The organism is Pengzhenrongella phosphoraccumulans (assembly GCF_045689905.1).
Lineage (GTDB): Bacteria > Actinomycetota > Actinomycetes > Actinomycetales > Cellulomonadaceae > Pengzhenrongella > Pengzhenrongella phosphoraccumulans.
The window spans coordinates 1,953,116-1,969,547 of record NZ_CP144210.1 but is presented as its reverse complement, the minus strand read 5'-3'; the positions used below and the strand labels follow the sequence as shown (position 1 = coordinate 1,969,547).

Below are 16,432 nucleotides of genomic sequence, written 5' to 3'. Positions count from 1 at the left end.
AGCCATCAGGCCGTGACCGCCGGGGCGGCAGGCACGACGGCGGCTGTCGGCGTGGGGGTGGGAGCGGGGCTGGGCGACTCGGGCGTCGTCGGCCCGGCGGCGTCCCGGGAGAGCCGGGTGACGCGCTCGCGCGCATCGCCGAGCGAGGTGGCGGGGATGGTCTCGGTAAGGCGTGCACGCACATAGCCAGGCAGCTCGGCGGAGGTCACGGTCGTCCGCTCCACCACGGTCGAGAGCACGAGCGGTCCGAGGGTCTGCGGGATGCCGCGGAAGATCGCGACGTCGCCGTCCGCCACCCCGACGTAGTACTGCGTCTGGGTCCAGCGGTAGGCCGACACCCCGGCGAACCCGATCGCGGCGACCAGCACGAGGGCCCCGGCGAGGGCCGCGAGGCGCCGGCGTCGTCGATGGCGGCGGGTGTCGTCGTCCTCCGCGTCGTCCTCGGCGGCGGTCGCCTCGTCGGACTGGGCCGGGACGGTCTGCGCGAGGGTCGCGGCGCGCGCCGCCGGGCCGTCCGCGGCCGAGCTCGGGCGGTGGCGCGAGGTGGCAGCCGACCCGACGATCGTCGACGTCGTGGCCGGGGCCGCGCCGTCGGGCAGGGTGTCGAGGTCGACGACGTCGGCGACGATGACCGTGATGTTGTCGGGACCGCCGGCCCGCAGCGCGAGCTGGATGAGGCGCTCGGCGCACTCGTCGACATCAGCGAGGCCGCGCAGCGTGTCGGCGAGCGTGTCGGCGCTCACGACGCCGGACAGGCCGTCCGAGCAGAGCAGCCAGCGGTCGCCCGCACGGGCCTCCCGGACCGACAGGTCGGGCACGATCTCCATGTCGAAGTCGCCGAGCACGCGCATCACGACCGAGCGCTGGGGGTGGTGCTCCGCCTCCTCGGCGGTGATCTTGCCGGTGTTGACCAGGTACTGCACGAAGGTGTGGTCGGCGGTGACCTGGGTCATCTCGCCGTCGCGCAGCAGGTACGCGCGGGAGTCGCCGATGTGGGCCATCGCCAGCTTGCTGCCGGCGCGCAGCAGCGCGGTGACGGTCGTGCCGAGGCCGGCGAGCGCCGGGTCCTGGCTCGCGCGGGCGAGGAGCTCCTCCTGCGCGGCGTGCAGCGCGCGGTCGAGCTGCTCGAGCGCGTCGTCCGGACCGTGGGCCTCGTCGTCGAGCGGGGCGAGCGTGGCCACGGCGAGCGAGGAGGCGACGTCGCCGCCCGCGTGCCCGCCCATGCCGTCCGCGACGACGAGCAGGTGGGGGCCCGCATAGGCCGAGTCCTGGTTGTTGGCACGAACCAGCCCGACGTCGGAGCGGGCGGCGTACCGCAGCGCGATGGTCACAGTGTTGATCCGGCCCTTACTTCTGCAGCTCGACGACGCTCTGGCCGATGCGCACGTGGGCGCCCGGGGGGATGAGGGTGGGCCGCTCCACCTTGGCGGCGTCGAGGAAGGTGCCGTTGGTCGACCCGAGGTCCTCGACGAACCACTGCGCCCCTTGCGGGAAGATCCGCGCGTGCCGCGACGACGAGTAGTCGTCGTCGAGCACGAGCGTGCAGGACGGGGCGCGGCCGATGAGGATCGCGGAGGTCGTCAGTGGCAGGGTCGTGCCGCGCAGGGGACCCTCGGTCACCACGAGCCGGGTCGGTCCGGAGTCCCGCCGGGCGGCGGGCGGGTTCGGCGCGAGCGCGGCCGTGCCGCCGCTGGGCGTCGGGGTGGACCCGCGGCGCGTCTTCGCGGCTCCGCCGCGGGGGGTGATCTTGGTGCCGTACAGATCGCGGCGCAGCACGCCGATCGTGGACAGGACGAAGACCCACAGCAGCACGAGGTACCCGAGCCGGAGCAGGGTGATCGCAAGTTCACTCATTCGGGTGCGTCACTGGTCGTCCTCGGCCGCGCTGTCCTGGCCGGTCCAGAACATGATGCGCGTACGCCCGATGGTCAGGGTGTTGCCGTCGAGGAGGGTGGCGGCCGGCACCTGGTGCCCCTCGACGAACAGCCCGTTGGTCGAGCCGAGGTCGGAGGCGACCACGCCGTCGGGCGTCACGCGGATCTCCAGGTGGCGCCGGGAGACGCCCGGGTCGTCGACGATGATGTCGGCCTCGGAGCCGCGCCCGATCACCGTGACCGGGCCCGTGAGCAGGTAGCGCTGGCCGTCGATGTCGACCAGCGGGTGGCGAGCGCTGGGGATCGCGGCCGCGGTCGCCGGTGCGACGGCACCACGCAGGGTGGCGCTGCGCACCCGGAACCGGCCGGTCTCGAGGTCTTCGTGCTCGGCGAAGGTGACCGTGACAGGCCCGACGAACGCGTAGCGCTGCGTCGAGGCGTGCTCGGTGACGTTCGCCGCCAGCTCGTCGGCCAGGGGTTCGGCGCCCCAGCTGGCCACCTGCTCGTAGTCGGCCGGGGAGAGCTCGATGGTGAACTCGTTGGGGACCACGGTGCGCTCGCGGTCGACGACGGCGGCCCGGTCGTCGACCTCACGGCGCAGGGCACTGGCGAGCTCGACGGGTTTGACCTCGCTGCGGAACGCCTTGGCGAAGGCGGTGTTGACGGCGCGTTCCACGCCCTGCTCGAACTTGTCGAGGATGCCCATGACCACCTCCTTGCGTCTCGTCGTGCGACCGTGGGGACCGGATCCCGGGCAGCGCCGCATGACGGGAGCGCGCCCATTCATCCCTGATCGTAACGATCGAAGGTGAGGGTTGACGCTCATCTCGGCGCTCGGCGCCCCGTGGCGTGCTCTCGGGGGCTTCGGTGGGGCTTCCGTGAGGCCCTCGAACCGGTGATGCGAGGTGCCCGGTCACCCCGTGTTAATGTGCTCCGGCGCGCGCGAGTGGCGGAATGGCAGACGCGCTGGCTTCAGGTGCCAGTGTCCGAAAGGGCGTGGGGGTTCAAGTCCCCCCTCGCGCACAAATGTGAAGGGCCTCTGAACTGCGAAGGTGGCAGATCAGAGGCCCTTTGCTTTACCCTGTGGGATCACCTGTGGGATCACAGCGGGCTGTGAGGGGGAGCAGCGATGCCCAAACCGCTCGAGCGACGACGTGGCGATGGGGGCGCGTCGTGGCAGGTCAAGTGGCGTTTGGGAGGCCGCCGAGGCGCCCCGTGGGCCGGTGAAACGTTCAGTCTCGAGGCGACCGCGCAGAGTTTCTGCGACGACGTCGACGCCGCCGGTGGCTACTGGCCCGAGGGTTGGGTCAAGGGCGTTGGCTTCGTCGATGCCGAGCCCGAGCCCGAGCCGGTGCCCGTGGTGACCGTAACCGACGTCTACGAGGCGTATCTAGAGGTGGTCCGCCGTCGCATGCGACGCAGCAAGCTTCAGGCGGACCAGCTTCAGCGCTACGAGGGCTACTGGCGAAACCGTCTGAGCCCGAGTTTCGCCGAGCTCGCGTTTGTCGACGTCGACGACACCCATGTTGAGGAGTGGGTCGACGACATGCTCGATGAGGGCTGGGCACCCAAGAGCGTCCTCAACTGGCATGGGTTCCTGTTCTCGGTTATGGACCACGGCCGCGGCCGGATGAAGCTGCGCCCCGACAACCCCTGCACATTGACTGACCTGCCCGAGCCTGATGCAGGCACCGAGGTCCGGCAGGTGAGGTTCTTCACGCATGGTGAGTGGAGCCTGCTTCGGGCCTGCATGAAGTCGGACGTCCATCTACTGGTAGACGTGATGCTCGCGAGTGGCGTCCGGTGGGGCGAAGCGTCGGCGCTGCGCCGGGACGTGATCGACTTCCGAGGTACGGACGAAGCCGTCGTGCGCATCGTGCGAGCGTGGCGGCAGCGCGGAAAAGATGATCAGTCGAAGATCATCACGGACCAGGGTGAGACGAAGCGCTGGAAGCTCGGCCCACCGAAGTCGAAGCGGGCGCGCTCAGTCGTGCTGAGTGGCGACGTCGTCCATCGCCTCCGGGTCGCAGTGGAGGATCTGCCACCTGACGCGTACGTGTTCCGCACCAAGCACGACCACCCGTGGCGGTACCCGGACTTCCACTACCACCGGTGGTCCCCCGCAGTTAAGCGGGCGCAGGCGTGCGGGCTAACGAAAGCGGCCCGGCCCCACATGCTGCGGCACTCGACTGTTGTGTGGGCGCTTGCCGAGGGAGTGCCGATTCACGCGATCTCCGAGATGCTCGGGCATGCGAGCATCCAGATCACGTTCGACATCTACGGCGGGCTGCTCGACCTGACGGACCCCGGCGCCGCACGGTCGATGGCGAAGGCGATGCTTGATGCGACGACAGTCATCATCGGAACGCCGCCGCCCCGCGACGTGGTCGACGCGTATCGGCGCCCAGCCCGGAAACCGGTTGAGCCCTAAAGCTTCGTCCGCGCGGTGCTGCGCTTCGTTGTCGGCACCCTGGAAGCCGCGGGACGTCGCTCACCGGCGAGGATGATTTCGCCGAGGTGTCCTGGCGTGAACTTGGGGTGCTTCCCGAGCCAGATGCACGGGACTTCCCCGGACCTGACCCAGTTCTTGACCGTCGTGATCGGGATACCAAGGATGCGCGCCATCTCCTCGGCGCCAAGAAGCGCACTGCGCACGACCATGCCAGGGACGCCCCGGGACGGGGACCACCGGCAGGTCGGCCTCAGCGAGCAGCGGGACTCGGTTCGTGACGCGGGCGGGTGCTGACTCAGAGGCAGGCAGGTGAGGCAGGGTATGGGCAGCCGACGACGCAGGCAGACGCCCGTCTTTCGCTCCCCGCCGCCCGTGGTCCACAGATTCAATGATCCGGACTGGATATACGCCCTTTTCGTCGACCACCTCACCCCACGAACGCGCCGTCGCCTTGGCCGTGTCCGGCGGTGCGTCCCACAGCAGTTCGCGCGCGGCAATGTCCGCGTCCAGCAGCAGATCCCCGACGGTCCGCCCGCCGACAGGCTCCGGCGGTCCCGAGGCGTTCGAGCCCGGCATCGCCGTCACGAGTGGGCCTCGGCCTCGGTGACCAAGTCGTCGAGTTCGGCGATCACCGCGGTGGCACCGGCGGGGAACGCCTCGACTGGGTGCCGGCGCACGGCGCGTCCGGCCGCCCGGATGGCGTCAACCACAGTCAAGGACGCGCCGAGTTCCAGGGCGAGGTCTTCGAGCTCGCCGTCGACGTCGACGGGCAGCAGCGCAAGGGCCCTCGATGCGACGATTCGTGCGCCCAGGGCCAGGGAGAGCAGGTCGGCCTCGACCGCGCCTCTCGTCTGCGGGCTGCTGGCTGCGGCCGACAGGATCGCGACGATCTGCATCCACGTGGTCGTCGGACCGGTGGCCTTCAGCTCGTTCATCGTCCTGCTCCCTTCCTCTGGTTGGGTCTCTTCCCATGGGGCGGCGCGCGGCCGTACGTGCGGGGGCGACGGTGACTGGTTGTGGATGACGCGGTCGATTGGGTGGCTCGGTGAACAGTTCCTTCAAGGCCGAAGGCAAGCCGAAGGCGCCTGGGTGGTCACCTGGATCGACGGGCGTCGTCTCGCACCACTGCGGATGGAGGTGGCGACGATGCCGGTGTGGACGGTGAAGGCCCAACACCCAAGAGCGTCCTCAACTGGTACGGGTTCCTCTACCCCGTCATGGATCACGGCCGCGATGGGATTCGAACCCACGAGAACGGGGTTACCCGTGGTCCTGGCAACCGTGCGTACTCGACTCCGCGCAGGAACACCGAGCCCCGTCTCATGCGCGTCATCGCCGCCGTCGGGCAGGCCGCCGAAGACTCGCCGCTAAGCGACAGGTAGCGCGCGGGTCGGGCGGACCCAGCACTTGGCGCCAACTATGCCGCGATACGACTATTTAGTGAAAGTAACTGAAGACACAGGTGTCAGCGCCACGCGTCGGCCTGACATCGACTGGTCGCAGTCAGATGCGGTCAGCCGCCAGGGGTGGCTGCCGACGATCTCTGACCTTCGAGTATTCGCGCCAGATCAGACCAAGGATCAGCCCGTCGAACACGGTCAGCAGCAGCATCCCGGCCGAGAACTTCACCGCGATGCTGTAGATCTGAAAGATCATCAGCAGGCCGAGTGTGATGAGGGAGAACGGGTAGGCCCAGAGCTGGTTTCGTAGGATGCCGATCACGGCGATCAGCTTGACTGCCGCATGGACCCAGAGGTAGGCGACGGCGTAGGTCTTGGCGCCGGAGTTGAAGTGATCGGCCGAATGGAGAATGAAGGACGCGAGCTTGTCGTGCGGGTCTTCGGCAATCTCGCGTTGGGTGATGAACGCAAGGAAGCCATTGATCGCTGCCGGGCTGGCGAGTAGGAGAAGCAGGCCAGCCACGAATTCTGATGCACCGGACATCCCTTTCAGGATGATGCCGCCTTCGAAGATCCTGTCGAGGAGCGAGGTGGGATGAAACCACGGCTCAAGTGGCCTCTCGGTGGGTGCGCGACCTAGCACGTCACGTCCTTCTGCTGAGCTGACGCAGACCAGACTGCGGCGCCCTGGTCCTTGTCCTCGGGGTTGAAGAACCCTTCCGGCACATGGGTGTTGAGGAGGGTCAGGAAGCGGGTCGTGCGAAGCCGATCGACGTCATGGTCGGTCGGGGTCCGATCGCTGATCAGCATCGAGTCATCGAGCCGCCGGTCTTGCAACTGCGCGCCAGTCACGCCTCCGATCATCTCAGCGGAACGCCATCACGCGGGCCCAGTCGGGGCGCGACATGTCCGGGCGAGCATTCCCGCCCACACCCCGCGCAACCCAGCGACAGCCAAGAGGCGTCGGGCCATGGCCGGGTGATTGCCTGGGGTGCGAGATCATTGGGCAGGGTCGGTGCTCGCAGTGTGCCGGGACCTGCTGGAAGCGAGCGGGAATGTGAGGGTGAGGGTCGTGCCGCGCCCTTCACGTGAGGCGACGGTTGCTTTGCCCTGGTGCGCGAGGCAGATCTGCTGGACCAGGGCCAAACCGAGTCCGTGCCCGCCTTGGGTGCGTGCGTTGTCGCCGCGCCAGAACCGGTCGAACGCGTGGCTGATCGCGTTGGCGCTCATGCCGGTGCCGGTGTCGGTGACTTGGATGGTGGCGCGGGAGGAATCAGCCCGGACGCTGACAGTGATCGTCTCGTCGGGCGGGGTGAACTTCAGGGCGTTGTCCAGGACGTTGAGCAGCGCCCGGCTGATCAGCTCGGGTGATCCCACGATCACGGCGCCGACGCCGACGCCGACGCTGGCGTCGACGGTGATGGTGGGCGCAGGCCCGTCGGGGGTGCGTTGGGCGGCGCAGGTACGAGCGATCTCGGCGAGGTCGACGTCTTCGAAGGTGTCGGCGAGGTCGGTCGCGGTGCCGCGCGCGAGTAGCAGGAGCGCGTCGGTGAGGCTGGTCAGGCCCTCGACGACATCGAGGGACCCGCCCAGGACGCGCTCGTACTCGGCTGGGGTGCGTTGCCGGCTCAGGGCGAGCTCGATCTCGCCCTGCAGGATGGCCAGCGGGGTGCGGAACTCGTGGGAGGCATCGTCGACGAATCGTTGCTGGGCTTCGTAGCTGATCTTGACCGGGCGCAGGGTCGCGCGGGCCATCAGGTATCCGGTCAGGGGTGCGATGAGCATCAGGGCGCCGTAGCACCACAGCAGTCCCGTGCGCAGGGTGTCGAAGCCGCGTTCGGCGGCGTTGATCGCCGGTTCGCCGTCGCTGGCGATCGCGTCGAAGTCGAAGGTGCGGCTCACGAACGTGTAAATGCCCAGGGCGAACGCGCCGAGGAGCAGCAGTTGGATGAGGGTGTAGGTCAACGTCAGGCGTCGGGTCGCGTGGGTGAAGATCATTGGTCGGCGGCGATCAGGTAGCCGTGGCCGCGGCGGGTCTGGATGACGTCGGGCAGTCCGGGTTGGGTGAGCTTGGCGCGTAGGTAGCGGATGTAGGTCGGTACGACGTTGGAGTAGCCCTCGAAGTTGGAGTCCCAGGCGTGGTCGATGAGCTGACTGGTGGTCACCACGGTCCCGGCGTTGCGCAACAGGTACTCCAGCACGGCGTACTCCTTGGCGGTCAGACCGATCGCGTGGCCGGCGCGTTCGGCGGTGCGGGTTGCGGGGTCAAGGGTGACGCCTTGGGCGTGGAGCAGGGGCGGGTCGGCGTGCGGGGCGCGCCGCAGCAGCGCGCGCACGCGGGCGAGGAGTTCGGTGAGGTGGAACGGTTTGACGAGGTAGTCGTCGGCGCCGGCGTCCAGGCCGTCGACCTTGCGCCGGGGGGAGTCCAGTGCGGTGAGCATCAAGATGGGCACGTCGGAGTTCGTGGCGCGCATGCGCCGGCACACGTCCATGCCGCCGCCGGGCAGGCCGGGCAGCAGCAGGTCCAGGATCACCAGGTCGTAGGTCTCGATGTCGAATGCGTACAGCGCGGCGGTGGTGTCGTGGGCGACGTCCACCGCGTAGCCGGCTTCGGCCAACGAGGCGCGCACCACCTCAGCGATGCGCACCTCGTCCTCGACGACCAGAACCTTCACGTCACAACCCTTGTCCCGAGATCAGATCCGCGTGCGGGACGCGCGCCGTCTCAGTCTGCCTTCTCGCCGGTGGCGGAGCCCTTCTTCGCGGTCGCGGTGGCGATCTTCGCGCCGGGCGCGCTGACCTGGATCGTCATGTTCACTTCGTTGGCCGAGCTGCGGTACAGGCTGAACGTGTTCTCGGGGTAGTGCCCTGGGCCGGTCTCGTTGTCGAAGTAGATCGTGGACTCGGCGCCGGCCGCGACGTTGAGGCCGTCGAGGGTGGAGTAGTACGCCTCTGTGGCGTGGGTGGTGACGTCGGTCATCTCGTAGTAGATCTCGAACCCGGTCAGCGCCGTCGTGCCGGTGTTCTTCAGCGTCACCTCGAGGCGGTCCTTGATGGCCTTGTTGGTGGCCGGGTCGACGTTGTCCTCGAGCGCGGCGTAGGTGACCTCCAGGATGGGTGCGGTGGCAGTGTTGGTGATCGGGTTGGTGTCCACGGGCAGCACCGGCCCGGACGCGCTCGTGGACTGCCCGCTGGTCGCGGCGCCCGCGCTGGCGGTGCCTCCGGCTGACTGGCACCCGGTCAGGGCGATGGCCGCCAGGATCGCGGCGATGGCTGCGGTGGTGATCTTGGTGGGTTTCATGATTGCCTCCTGAGCAAGGTCTTTCGGGTGGTGGAGCCGATGGCGAAGGTCACGGCTGCGAGGGTTCCCGCCGCCAGGGCGAGGGAGTTGTTGAGGGTCTTGGCCCAGACCAGGGCGATGGGTGCCTGGTTGAAGGCGTCCTTGATGCCCAGGAACGCGAAGGTCGCGCGTTCGAAGTGCTTGGTGATCGAGGACAGCTCGAACAGGTTGCGCACGGTGTCGAAACCGGCGAAGTTCGCCAGGACCGCTTTTTCGTCGGGCTTGGCGATCGCGAGGGTTTTGAACAACCCGCCGGGAACCTGGTTGTCGGGGTCCATGGTGTCGCCGATCTGGGGGACGATCAGGACGATCACGAGCCAGGCCACCAGGGCGACGATCAGCCCGGTGCTGAGCTTTTTGCTCATCGAGGCCAGGCCCATCGCGAGCGTGCTCCAGAACAGCAGGAATGCCCACGCCAGGAAGGCGCTGATGAGCAGTCGCCCGTAGTCGACGCCGGTCAGGGGTGCGTTGCCGACCAGGAGCAGGGTCGCGGTGGCGGCGGTGAAGATGACGCCGACGGCGATCAGCCAGGTGATCGCCAGGGCGCCGACCTTGCCGGCCGCCAGGGAGTACCGGCTCAGGGGGCGGCTGAACAGCAGCTCGATGGTGGCGCGTTGGCGTTCCTTGGCGACCATGCCGTACCCGGTGATGATCGCGAACAGGGCCCCGATCAGCTCGACGTACTCGATCCCGCTACGCAGCAGCTGCAGCGGGAACAGCTGGGGCCTGGTGGGGGTGGTGGTGGAGCCGCTGGCCTGCAGGGCTTGGACGTAGGTGTTGTAGGCGTCGAGCTTGACCCGGAAGTCGGTGGAGGCCACCACGACCGACAACGTCACCGCGACGACCACAAAGCCGAGCAGCAGGAGCAGGAACTTGTTGCGGCGAAGGTCGAGGAGCTCCTTGCGGGCGACAACCAGGGCGCTATTCATCGAGGTCCTTCCTGACCTGGTCGCGCCTGGTGCCCAGAAGCACCGCGATCCCAACCGTGATGGCTGCGAGGATCCACAGCAGGCTCGCGGTGAGGTTGCCGGTGATCTGGTCGTCGCGCAGCAGGATCCCGCTGGCGGTCTTGAACTGCTCGCTGATCGACAAGGGTCCGACGATCGACTGGATCAGCGGGAAGCTGCCGCCCTGGTTCGCGATCGCTGGTACGGGGTTGAGCAGGGACACGGGGTGCGCCGCGGTGCCCAGCTGCGGCAGGACGAACGTCACCACCGACCACACCACGATCGGCACCAGCAGGGCCGTGGTCTCGCGGCGGGCGTACAAGGCGCTGACCATGCCCAGGAGCACGAACGCGACCACGAACGCCCACGCCAGGGCGAAGAACCCGACCAGCCGCGCCGAGTCCGACCACGCGGGGGGGTGGCGGGCGATGATCGTCAGGCTGATCCAGCTGATCACCCCGGCCACGGCCACCACGGCCGCCAACCAGGTCGCCATCCCAGTCAGACGGGCCGCGAGGTAGGTGCGCGTGCTGATCGGCCGGCTCAGGATCAGGTCCACGGTGTGCGAGGCGCGCCCGCGCAGCACCGAGCTGACGCCGAGCACGATCGCGAGCAGCGACCCGATCATCACGATGTAGATGACGGTGTTGCGCGCGTAGTACAGCGCGGAAACGTCCGTGAACGGGTTCGGGGCAGTGGTGAGGCCCGCCGCGCGGGTCTTCTCCCAGACCCCGGTCACGGTGTGGTTGGTGATCCATCCGATGCCGGCTGAGACGCTCACCATCGCCAGGAACACCACGAGCAGCACCTGGGGTAGGCGTTCGCGGCGCGAGCTGAGGAGCTCGTGGCGCACCGTGGTGACGAAGCCCGTCATCGGGCCGGCTCGGATTCGATCTGCAGGTAGATGTCCTCCAAGGACCCCTCATCGGGGAACGCGGCCAGGGTCGCGGCCAAGGAATCCTGGTAGGCGAGCTCACCACCGCGCAGGATCCCGATGCTGGTGCACGTCTTGGTGACCTCGGACAGCAGGTGGGTGTTCATGAAGATCGTCATGCCCAGGTCCCGATTCAGGCCCACGATGATCTCGCGCAGCTTGCGCACCCCTTGGGGGTCCAAGCCCGACGTCGGCTCGTCCAAGAACAAGATCTCCGGCTCGTGCAAGATCGCCTGCGCGATCCCCACACGCTGGCGCATCCCCTTGCTGAACGTGCCCACCCGCTCATGGTCATGCCCGGTGAAGTCCAGGTACGCGAGCACGTCCGCGATCCGTTTGTCCGGCTTGCGCAACCCGGACAGGCGACCGAAGAACCGCAGGTTCTCCATCGTGGTGAGGTTGTCGTAGAACGCGACATTCTCCGGCAGATACCCGATCCGCCGTCGGACCAGATCCGGGTACGTCAAGCTGTCCAGACCCCCGATCACCATTCGCCCGGCGGTCGGGCGAAGCAGGGTCGTGAGCAAGTTCACCGTCGTCGTCTTCCCCGCGCCGTTGTGGCCCAGAAGCCCGAAGATCTCCCCGGTCCGCACAGAGAGATTCAGATTCCTCAGCGCGGGCTTGTCGCCGTACGACTTCGACAGATTGGTGGTGTGGATCGCGACATCGTTCATGTTCCAGACGTTAGAGACGGGTACGTGGGAACAACGTGAGACAGCGAGAACCTCGCTCAGACGGTCAGGGTCCTGCGCACGCGGCACCCGGGCTCAACGGGTTCACAGGGTGGTCGTCGCTGTGGGCAACCGGTCCCGGCACCGGTGGGCCGAACAGTGGTTGTCGGGCCCGTTCGGGCAGCAGCGGGTCGACCAGGATCACGATCCCGAGGATCGCTACCGCCAGAGTCATCGACGCGGTGACGTCGGTGAACCAGTGGTAGCCCAGATACAGCCGGCTCGTCGCGACGGCCACCGTCCCGAATCCGCTCACGACGACCCCCACCAGGGCGACCGGCAGGGTCGGGCGCCAGGTCCAGCACAGGTAGGTGCCCACGAGCAGGAACACCGCGGCCCCGAGCGTATGCCCGGACGGGAACGCGAAGTTGAGTTCCGCCGGGGTGATCATCTCGGCCACCGGGGGACGCGGCCGCGCGACGAGCACCTTGATCGTCGACGACGTCGCCAGCGCGAGTCCCATCGCAGCGCCGAGGAGAAGCCCGGGCCTGGCCAGGCGGGTTCGCCACACCAGCACGAGCACGATGGCGGCGACCACGGTGGCGAGCACCGGCGGGTCGGCGAGCCAGGAGATGCGGGCGAAGGCGGCTGTGGCGACGGGTGTGCGGTGCGCCAGGAGCCAGCTGAGCAGTGGGGAGTCCCACGCACTGAGGTCCGCCTGCTCGCGCACCCCGTCGAGCAGCACCGCGAACAACGCAAGACCGGCAAGGGCCAGCCCTGCGCCCACGACGGCCAAGAGCCGTCGAGGGGTTCGGATGCCCCACCAGGAGGTGATGGGGGTCGCGGACATCCATTAATCATCCCCCCAGAACCTGACGATGACCTGAACAGCGCCTCCTCCCGGCGTCGTCGGACGGGCCGGGTCACCTACGCTGACGGCCGTGGTGACAACGGTGGCGATCGTCGAGGACGACGCCCGGCTGCGCGACCTCCTGCGACGCGGCCTGACCGACGCAGGATTCACGGTCGTGCTGTCCGTCGGGACCGGCAGGGAGTTGCTCGCGGGCCTGGCTGGCTCGGGCGCGAGGTTGCTCGTGGCCGACATCGGCCTGCCGGACGCGGACGGGCGCGACGTCGTGGCCGCGCTGCGGGCGGCCGGGTCGGGGGTCGGGGTCCTCATGCTCACCGCGCGCGAGGGTCTGACCGACCGGTTGTCGGGGTTTCATGCCGGGGTTGATGACTACCTCGCCAAGCCGTTCGCGTTCGCTGAGCTCGTGGTCCGACTCCAGGCGCTGGCTCGGCGCGCGAGCGACCTCCGCCCTGTGGCGCCGACGGTCGACGGTCTGCGCCTGGACCCGGGCGTCCACGCGGCCGCGTTCGGCGAACGCCGCGTGGCGCTGACCCCGACCGAGTTCCGGCTCCTGGCCCGGCTCGTGGGCGACCCAGGGCAGGTCGTGCGCCGCCACGCCCTGATCGCAGCCGGGTGGCCCGACGGTGCGATCGTGCAGGACAACACCCTGGACGCCTACGTCGCGCGGTTGCGCCGCAAGCTGGCCGAGCTGGACGCCGGGATCGAGCTGGCCACCGTGCGCGGCGTCGGGTACCAGGTCCGCTGATGCGCCGCCGCCTGACGCTCACCATGGTCGTGGCGCTACTTGTGGCGCTGCTGGTGGTCACGGTCGGGTTCTACCTGCTGCTGTCGTCCTCGCTCGAACGGGATGCCGACGCGGCCCTACGGGCACGAGCCGACGCGGCGGTCGCCACGGTCGAGGTCACCGGCGCCAAGGTTAGTGTCGCCGAGAGCGCCGGCGACGTCACCCTGGACGCCATCACCTGGGTGCTCGGCCCGGGCGGCGAGGTCATCCTCGCCCCCCAGGCCACCAACATCGCGGTGGCGGACGTCGTGGCGCTCGCCGGGGTCGCCGCCCCCACGTTCGCCAACGTCTCCCCCCAGACCCGACTGCTCGCCACGCCCCTGAGCGCTACGGCTCCCGCGGACGCAACCGTCGTGGTCTCACTGTCCCTGACTCCGTACGAGCGCAGCGAGCGAATCGCGCTGGGCTCGGCGATCGCCCTGGACGTGGCGATCATTGTGGTCCTGGCGGCCGTGACGCGCTGGCTCATCGGCGCCGCGTTGCGCCCGGTCGACCAGATGACCCGTCAAGCCCAGGACTGGGTCGCCCACGACGTCGATCGCCGTTTCGACATCACGACCCCTGCGCCCGACGAGATCGGCCGGCTCGGGTCGACCCTCAACGACCTCCTGGCGCGCCTGGGCTCGAGCCTGCGCCACGAACGACGCCTGACCGACGAGATCGCCCACGAGCTACGCACCCCGCTGGCCCGCGCACGCGCCGAGGCCGAGGTGTCCGCGACCGGCACCGACCCCGCCGAGCTCCGCGCGGCCCTGGCCGCGATCGTCGTGGACATCGACGAGCTCAGCGCCACCGTGGACACCCTGCTGCGCTCGACCCGGGCGCCCGCCACCCAAGGCGCTCGCGCCCGCGTGTCAGACGCCGTGCGGGCCGCGGCCGGATCGGTCGATCCGCCGGTCCCGATCCTGATCGCCGACGCCGGGCCGGCGTCAGGCGACCTCATCGTGGCGTGCGAGGAGTCCCTGCTCTGCCGCATCCTGGCCCCGCAGCTCGAGAACGCCGCACGCCACGCCGCAACCCAGATCCGCGTGTCCTGGCACCTGGCCGGGGAGCGGGTCGCCATCGACGTGGACGACGACGGCCCGGGCCTGGACCCCGACGAGACCGGACGCGTCTTCGAACCCGGCGTGCGCGGTCGCGCGGCGACCGGATCTGCCGGCTTCGGCCTCGGCCTGGCGCTCGCACGCCGACTGGCCTTGTCGTGCGGCGGGGACGTGACCGCGCAACCCGGGCCAGGAGGGCACTTCACCACCTGGCTGCCCCTCATCTGAAGGTCCGCCCGGCGCCGTGGCGGCGAGCGGCAGTGGCGCACACGTGGTCAGGTTGAATTCAGGTGGCCCGTGTCAAGGTCGCGCCCATGACAATCGACGCGCGCAAGCAGACCCCGCCTACGGTGGCCACGACCGGGCGAACCCTGGGGCCCCGTGAGCTGCTCAACAAGGTCCCCGAAGTCACCGTGTACTTCTGGGTCATCAAGGTCCTGGCCACCACCGTCGGGGAGACGGCCGCGGACTTCCTCGGCGTGAACCTCAACCTGGGCCTGACGACCACGACCTGGATCATGGGCGCCCTGCTCGTCGTCGCCCTCGTCTTCCAGCTGCGAACCCGCCGCTACGTAGCGGGGATCTACTGGCTCACGGTCGTCCTGATCAGCATCGTGGGCACCCTGATCACCGACAACCTCGTGGACAACCTCGGGGTCGCCCTGCAGACCACCACGATCGTGTTCGCCGTCGCCCTCGCGGCGACCTTCGCCGCCTGGTTCGCCAGCGAGAAGACCCTGTCCATCCACTCCATCGTCACCACCCGCCGCGAAGGCTTCTACTGGGCCGCGATCTTGTTCACCTTCGCCCTGGGCACCGCCGCCGGCGACCTCGCCGCCGAGGGCCTGGACATCGGCTACTGGCGCTCGGCGCTGCTGTTCGCCGGCCTCATCGCCGCGATCGCCGTCGCGCACTACCGGTTCGGGCTCAACGCGGTCCTGGCGTTCTGGATGGCCTACATCCTCACCCGCCCCCTGGGCGCTTCCCTCGGAGACTTCCTGTCCCAGCCGCGCCCCGACGGCGGCCTGGGCCTGGGCACCGTCGCCACCAGCGCACTGTTCCTGGTGACGATCCTCGCGCTCGTGGTCTACCTCACCCTGACCCGCAAAGACGCCACACCCGAGCCGTCGCCGGACAAGAGCTCGGTCGTCGTGCCGGGCCGTTGACCCCGGGGCGTGAAGGTGCACTCATCGCCGCCCGAAACAGCGTGAGAATGCACCGACGAGCTGAGCACCGCACCGACGACAGGAGCATCAGGACGTGGACCTAGTTCAAGCGGTGATCCTCGGGCTGGTCGAAGGGATCACCGAGTTCCTGCCGATCTCCAGCACTGGCCACCTCACAATCGCGGAGAAGATGCTCGGCCTGCAGGTCGACGATCCCGGGGTCACCGCGTTCACCGCGATCATCCAGGTCGGCGCGATCATCGCCGTGATCATCTACTTCCGCACCGACATCGCCCGCCTGGCCGTGGCCTGGGGTCGCGGTCTGGTGAGCCCGGCCGCCCGCCAGGACTTCGACTACCGGTTCGCCTGGTACATCATCGCCGGGTCCATCCCGATCGGAATCGTAGGCTTCGCGTTAAAAGACGTCATCTCGGGACCGCTGCGCAACCTGTGGGTCGTGGCCGGCGCCCTGATCGTGTGGAGCGCGGTGATGTACCTGGCCGAGCGGACCGCGACCCAGCAGCGCGCAGAACGTGACCTCACCCTGCAGGACGCCCTATGGGTCGGCCTGATCCAATGCGTCGCCCTCATCCCCGGCGTGTCGCGCTCGGGCGCGACCATCAGCGGCGGACTGTTCCGCGGCCTGGACCGGGTGACCGCGACCCGGTTGTCATTCTTCCTGTCGATCCCGGCGCTCGTCGCTGCCGGCACGTACGAGGCCCTGTCCGCCGCGGGCGACATCTCCGCGACCGTCGGGTGGGTGCCCACGATCGTCGCCACCGCCGTCTCGCTCGTCGTGGCCTACGCGACGATCGCCTGGCTGCTTCACCTCGTCGCGCACCACCCCATCACCGTGTTCATTCCCTACCGCATCGGCCTGGGCGTCGTCATCATCGGCGCCCTCGCCTCCGGCGCCCTCGCCGCCACGTGACACAACCCCCTCTTTATCG

19 protein-coding genes and 1 tRNA gene are annotated in these 16,432 nt (G+C 68.9%); 6 read left to right on the top strand and 14 right to left on the bottom strand.

The genetic code is table 11. The features are described from left to right. Nucleotides 1-5 precede the first annotated feature (5 nt). Genes VTA80_RS09110 through VTA80_RS09100 form a run of 3 tightly spaced genes read right to left on the bottom strand, consistent with a single transcriptional unit; the run spans nucleotide 6 to nucleotide 2,580 of the window. Entirely contained in the window at nucleotides 6-1,331 is a 1,326-nt protein-coding gene (locus VTA80_RS09110) for a Stp1/IreP family PP2C-type Ser/Thr phosphatase (RefSeq protein WP_407345096.1), read from the bottom strand. Between the two features lie 16 nt (nucleotides 1,332-1,347). After that, nucleotides 1,348-1,854 (bottom strand): FHA domain-containing protein, encoded by a 507-nt coding sequence (locus tag VTA80_RS09105; protein ID WP_407345094.1) that lies wholly within the window; start codon nucleotides 1,852-1,854, stop codon nucleotides 1,348-1,350. A 9-nt stretch (nucleotides 1,855-1,863) separates the two neighbouring features. Further along, nucleotides 1,864-2,580, bottom strand: coding sequence for an FhaA domain-containing protein (locus VTA80_RS09100; RefSeq protein WP_407345093.1), 717 nt, complete (start codon nucleotides 2,578-2,580; stop codon nucleotides 1,864-1,866). A 234-nt stretch (nucleotides 2,581-2,814) separates the two neighbouring features. On the opposite strand from VTA80_RS09100, the gene VTA80_RS09095 reads away from it, so the two are divergent. Further along, nucleotides 2,815-2,897: transfer RNA gene (locus VTA80_RS09095), tRNA-Leu, on the top strand. A 106-nt stretch (nucleotides 2,898-3,003) separates the two neighbouring features. Further along, entirely contained in the window at nucleotides 3,004-4,305 is a 1,302-nt protein-coding gene (locus VTA80_RS09090) for a tyrosine-type recombinase/integrase (RefSeq protein WP_407345091.1), read from the top strand. Here VTA80_RS09090 and VTA80_RS09085 read toward each other — a convergent pair. From VTA80_RS09085 to VTA80_RS09035, 11 genes are all read right to left on the bottom strand, one after another. Next, nucleotides 4,302-4,535 carry a helix-turn-helix domain-containing protein gene (locus VTA80_RS09085; protein ID WP_407345089.1) on the bottom strand — a complete coding sequence of 78 codons (234 nt, stop codon included), beginning with the start codon at nucleotides 4,533-4,535 and terminating at the stop codon, nucleotides 4,302-4,304. The genes VTA80_RS09090 and VTA80_RS09085 overlap by 4 nt on opposite strands. Nucleotides 4,536-4,907: 372 nt before the next feature. Then, nucleotides 4,908-5,261 (bottom strand): hypothetical protein, encoded by a 354-nt coding sequence (locus tag VTA80_RS09080; protein ID WP_407345087.1) that lies wholly within the window; start codon nucleotides 5,259-5,261, stop codon nucleotides 4,908-4,910. A gap of 568 nt (nucleotides 5,262-5,829) precedes the next feature. Next, a complete protein-coding gene (locus VTA80_RS09075; RefSeq protein ID WP_407345085.1) occupies nucleotides 5,830-6,369 on the bottom strand; it encodes a DUF2127 domain-containing protein in 540 nt (179 codons plus the stop codon). Beyond that, entirely contained in the window at nucleotides 6,363-6,578 is a 216-nt protein-coding gene (locus VTA80_RS09070; protein ID WP_407345083.1) for a hypothetical protein, read from the bottom strand. The genes VTA80_RS09075 and VTA80_RS09070 overlap by 7 nt, the downstream gene beginning before the upstream one ends. A gap of 147 nt (nucleotides 6,579-6,725) precedes the next feature. After that, entirely contained in the window at nucleotides 6,726-7,724 is a 999-nt protein-coding gene (locus tag VTA80_RS09065) for a sensor histidine kinase (RefSeq protein WP_407345082.1), read from the bottom strand. Beyond that, the gene (locus tag VTA80_RS09060; protein WP_407345080.1) at nucleotides 7,721-8,401 is read right to left on the bottom strand and encodes a response regulator transcription factor; all 681 of its coding nucleotides are present in this window, start codon (nucleotides 8,399-8,401) and stop codon (nucleotides 7,721-7,723) included. Before VTA80_RS09060 ends, VTA80_RS09065 begins: the two co-directional genes overlap by 4 nt. 50 nt (nucleotides 8,402-8,451) lie before the next feature. Continuing rightward, nucleotides 8,452-9,027 (bottom strand): hypothetical protein, encoded by a 576-nt coding sequence (locus tag VTA80_RS09055; RefSeq protein ID WP_407345078.1) that lies wholly within the window; start codon nucleotides 9,025-9,027, stop codon nucleotides 8,452-8,454. After that, a complete protein-coding gene (locus VTA80_RS09050) occupies nucleotides 9,024-9,995 on the bottom strand; it encodes an ABC transporter permease (protein ID WP_407345076.1) in 972 nt (323 codons plus the stop codon). The genes VTA80_RS09055 and VTA80_RS09050 overlap by 4 nt, the downstream gene beginning before the upstream one ends. Continuing rightward, the gene (locus tag VTA80_RS09045) at nucleotides 9,988-10,887 is read right to left on the bottom strand and encodes an ABC transporter permease (RefSeq protein WP_407345075.1); all 900 of its coding nucleotides are present in this window, start codon (nucleotides 10,885-10,887) and stop codon (nucleotides 9,988-9,990) included. The genes VTA80_RS09050 and VTA80_RS09045 overlap by 8 nt, the downstream gene beginning before the upstream one ends. Beyond that, nucleotides 10,884-11,621: an ABC transporter ATP-binding protein gene (locus tag VTA80_RS09040; RefSeq protein ID WP_407345073.1), complete on the bottom strand. Its 738-nt coding sequence runs from the start codon at nucleotides 11,619-11,621 to the stop codon at nucleotides 10,884-10,886. Before VTA80_RS09040 ends, VTA80_RS09045 begins: the two co-directional genes overlap by 4 nt. Before the next feature lie 64 nt (nucleotides 11,622-11,685). Next, on the bottom strand, nucleotides 11,686-12,468 hold the full coding sequence (locus VTA80_RS09035; protein ID WP_407345071.1) for a phosphatase PAP2 family protein: 783 nt from the start codon (nucleotides 12,466-12,468) through the stop codon (nucleotides 11,686-11,688). 91 nt (nucleotides 12,469-12,559) lie between these two features. Here VTA80_RS09035 and VTA80_RS09030 point away from each other — a divergent pair, with 91 nt between their 5' ends. The 4 genes from VTA80_RS09030 (at nucleotide 12,560) to VTA80_RS09015 (ending at nucleotide 16,413) form a co-directional block, all read left to right on the top strand. After that, nucleotides 12,560-13,234: a response regulator transcription factor gene (locus VTA80_RS09030; protein WP_407345069.1), complete on the top strand. Its 675-nt coding sequence runs from the start codon at nucleotides 12,560-12,562 to the stop codon at nucleotides 13,232-13,234. Beyond that, nucleotides 13,234-14,544, top strand: coding sequence for a sensor histidine kinase (locus VTA80_RS09025; protein WP_407345067.1), 1,311 nt, complete (start codon nucleotides 13,234-13,236; stop codon nucleotides 14,542-14,544). Before VTA80_RS09030 ends, VTA80_RS09025 begins: the two co-directional genes overlap by 1 nt. 86 nt (nucleotides 14,545-14,630) lie before the next feature. Then, complete coding sequence (locus VTA80_RS09020) at nucleotides 14,631-15,482, top strand: hypothetical protein (protein WP_407345065.1); 852 nt, start codon at nucleotides 14,631-14,633, stop codon at nucleotides 15,480-15,482. Nucleotides 15,483-15,576: 94 nt separating this feature from the next. Continuing rightward, nucleotides 15,577-16,413, top strand: coding sequence for an undecaprenyl-diphosphate phosphatase (locus tag VTA80_RS09015; RefSeq protein WP_407345063.1), 837 nt, complete (start codon nucleotides 15,577-15,579; stop codon nucleotides 16,411-16,413). Nucleotides 16,414-16,432: the final 19 nt, after the last annotated feature.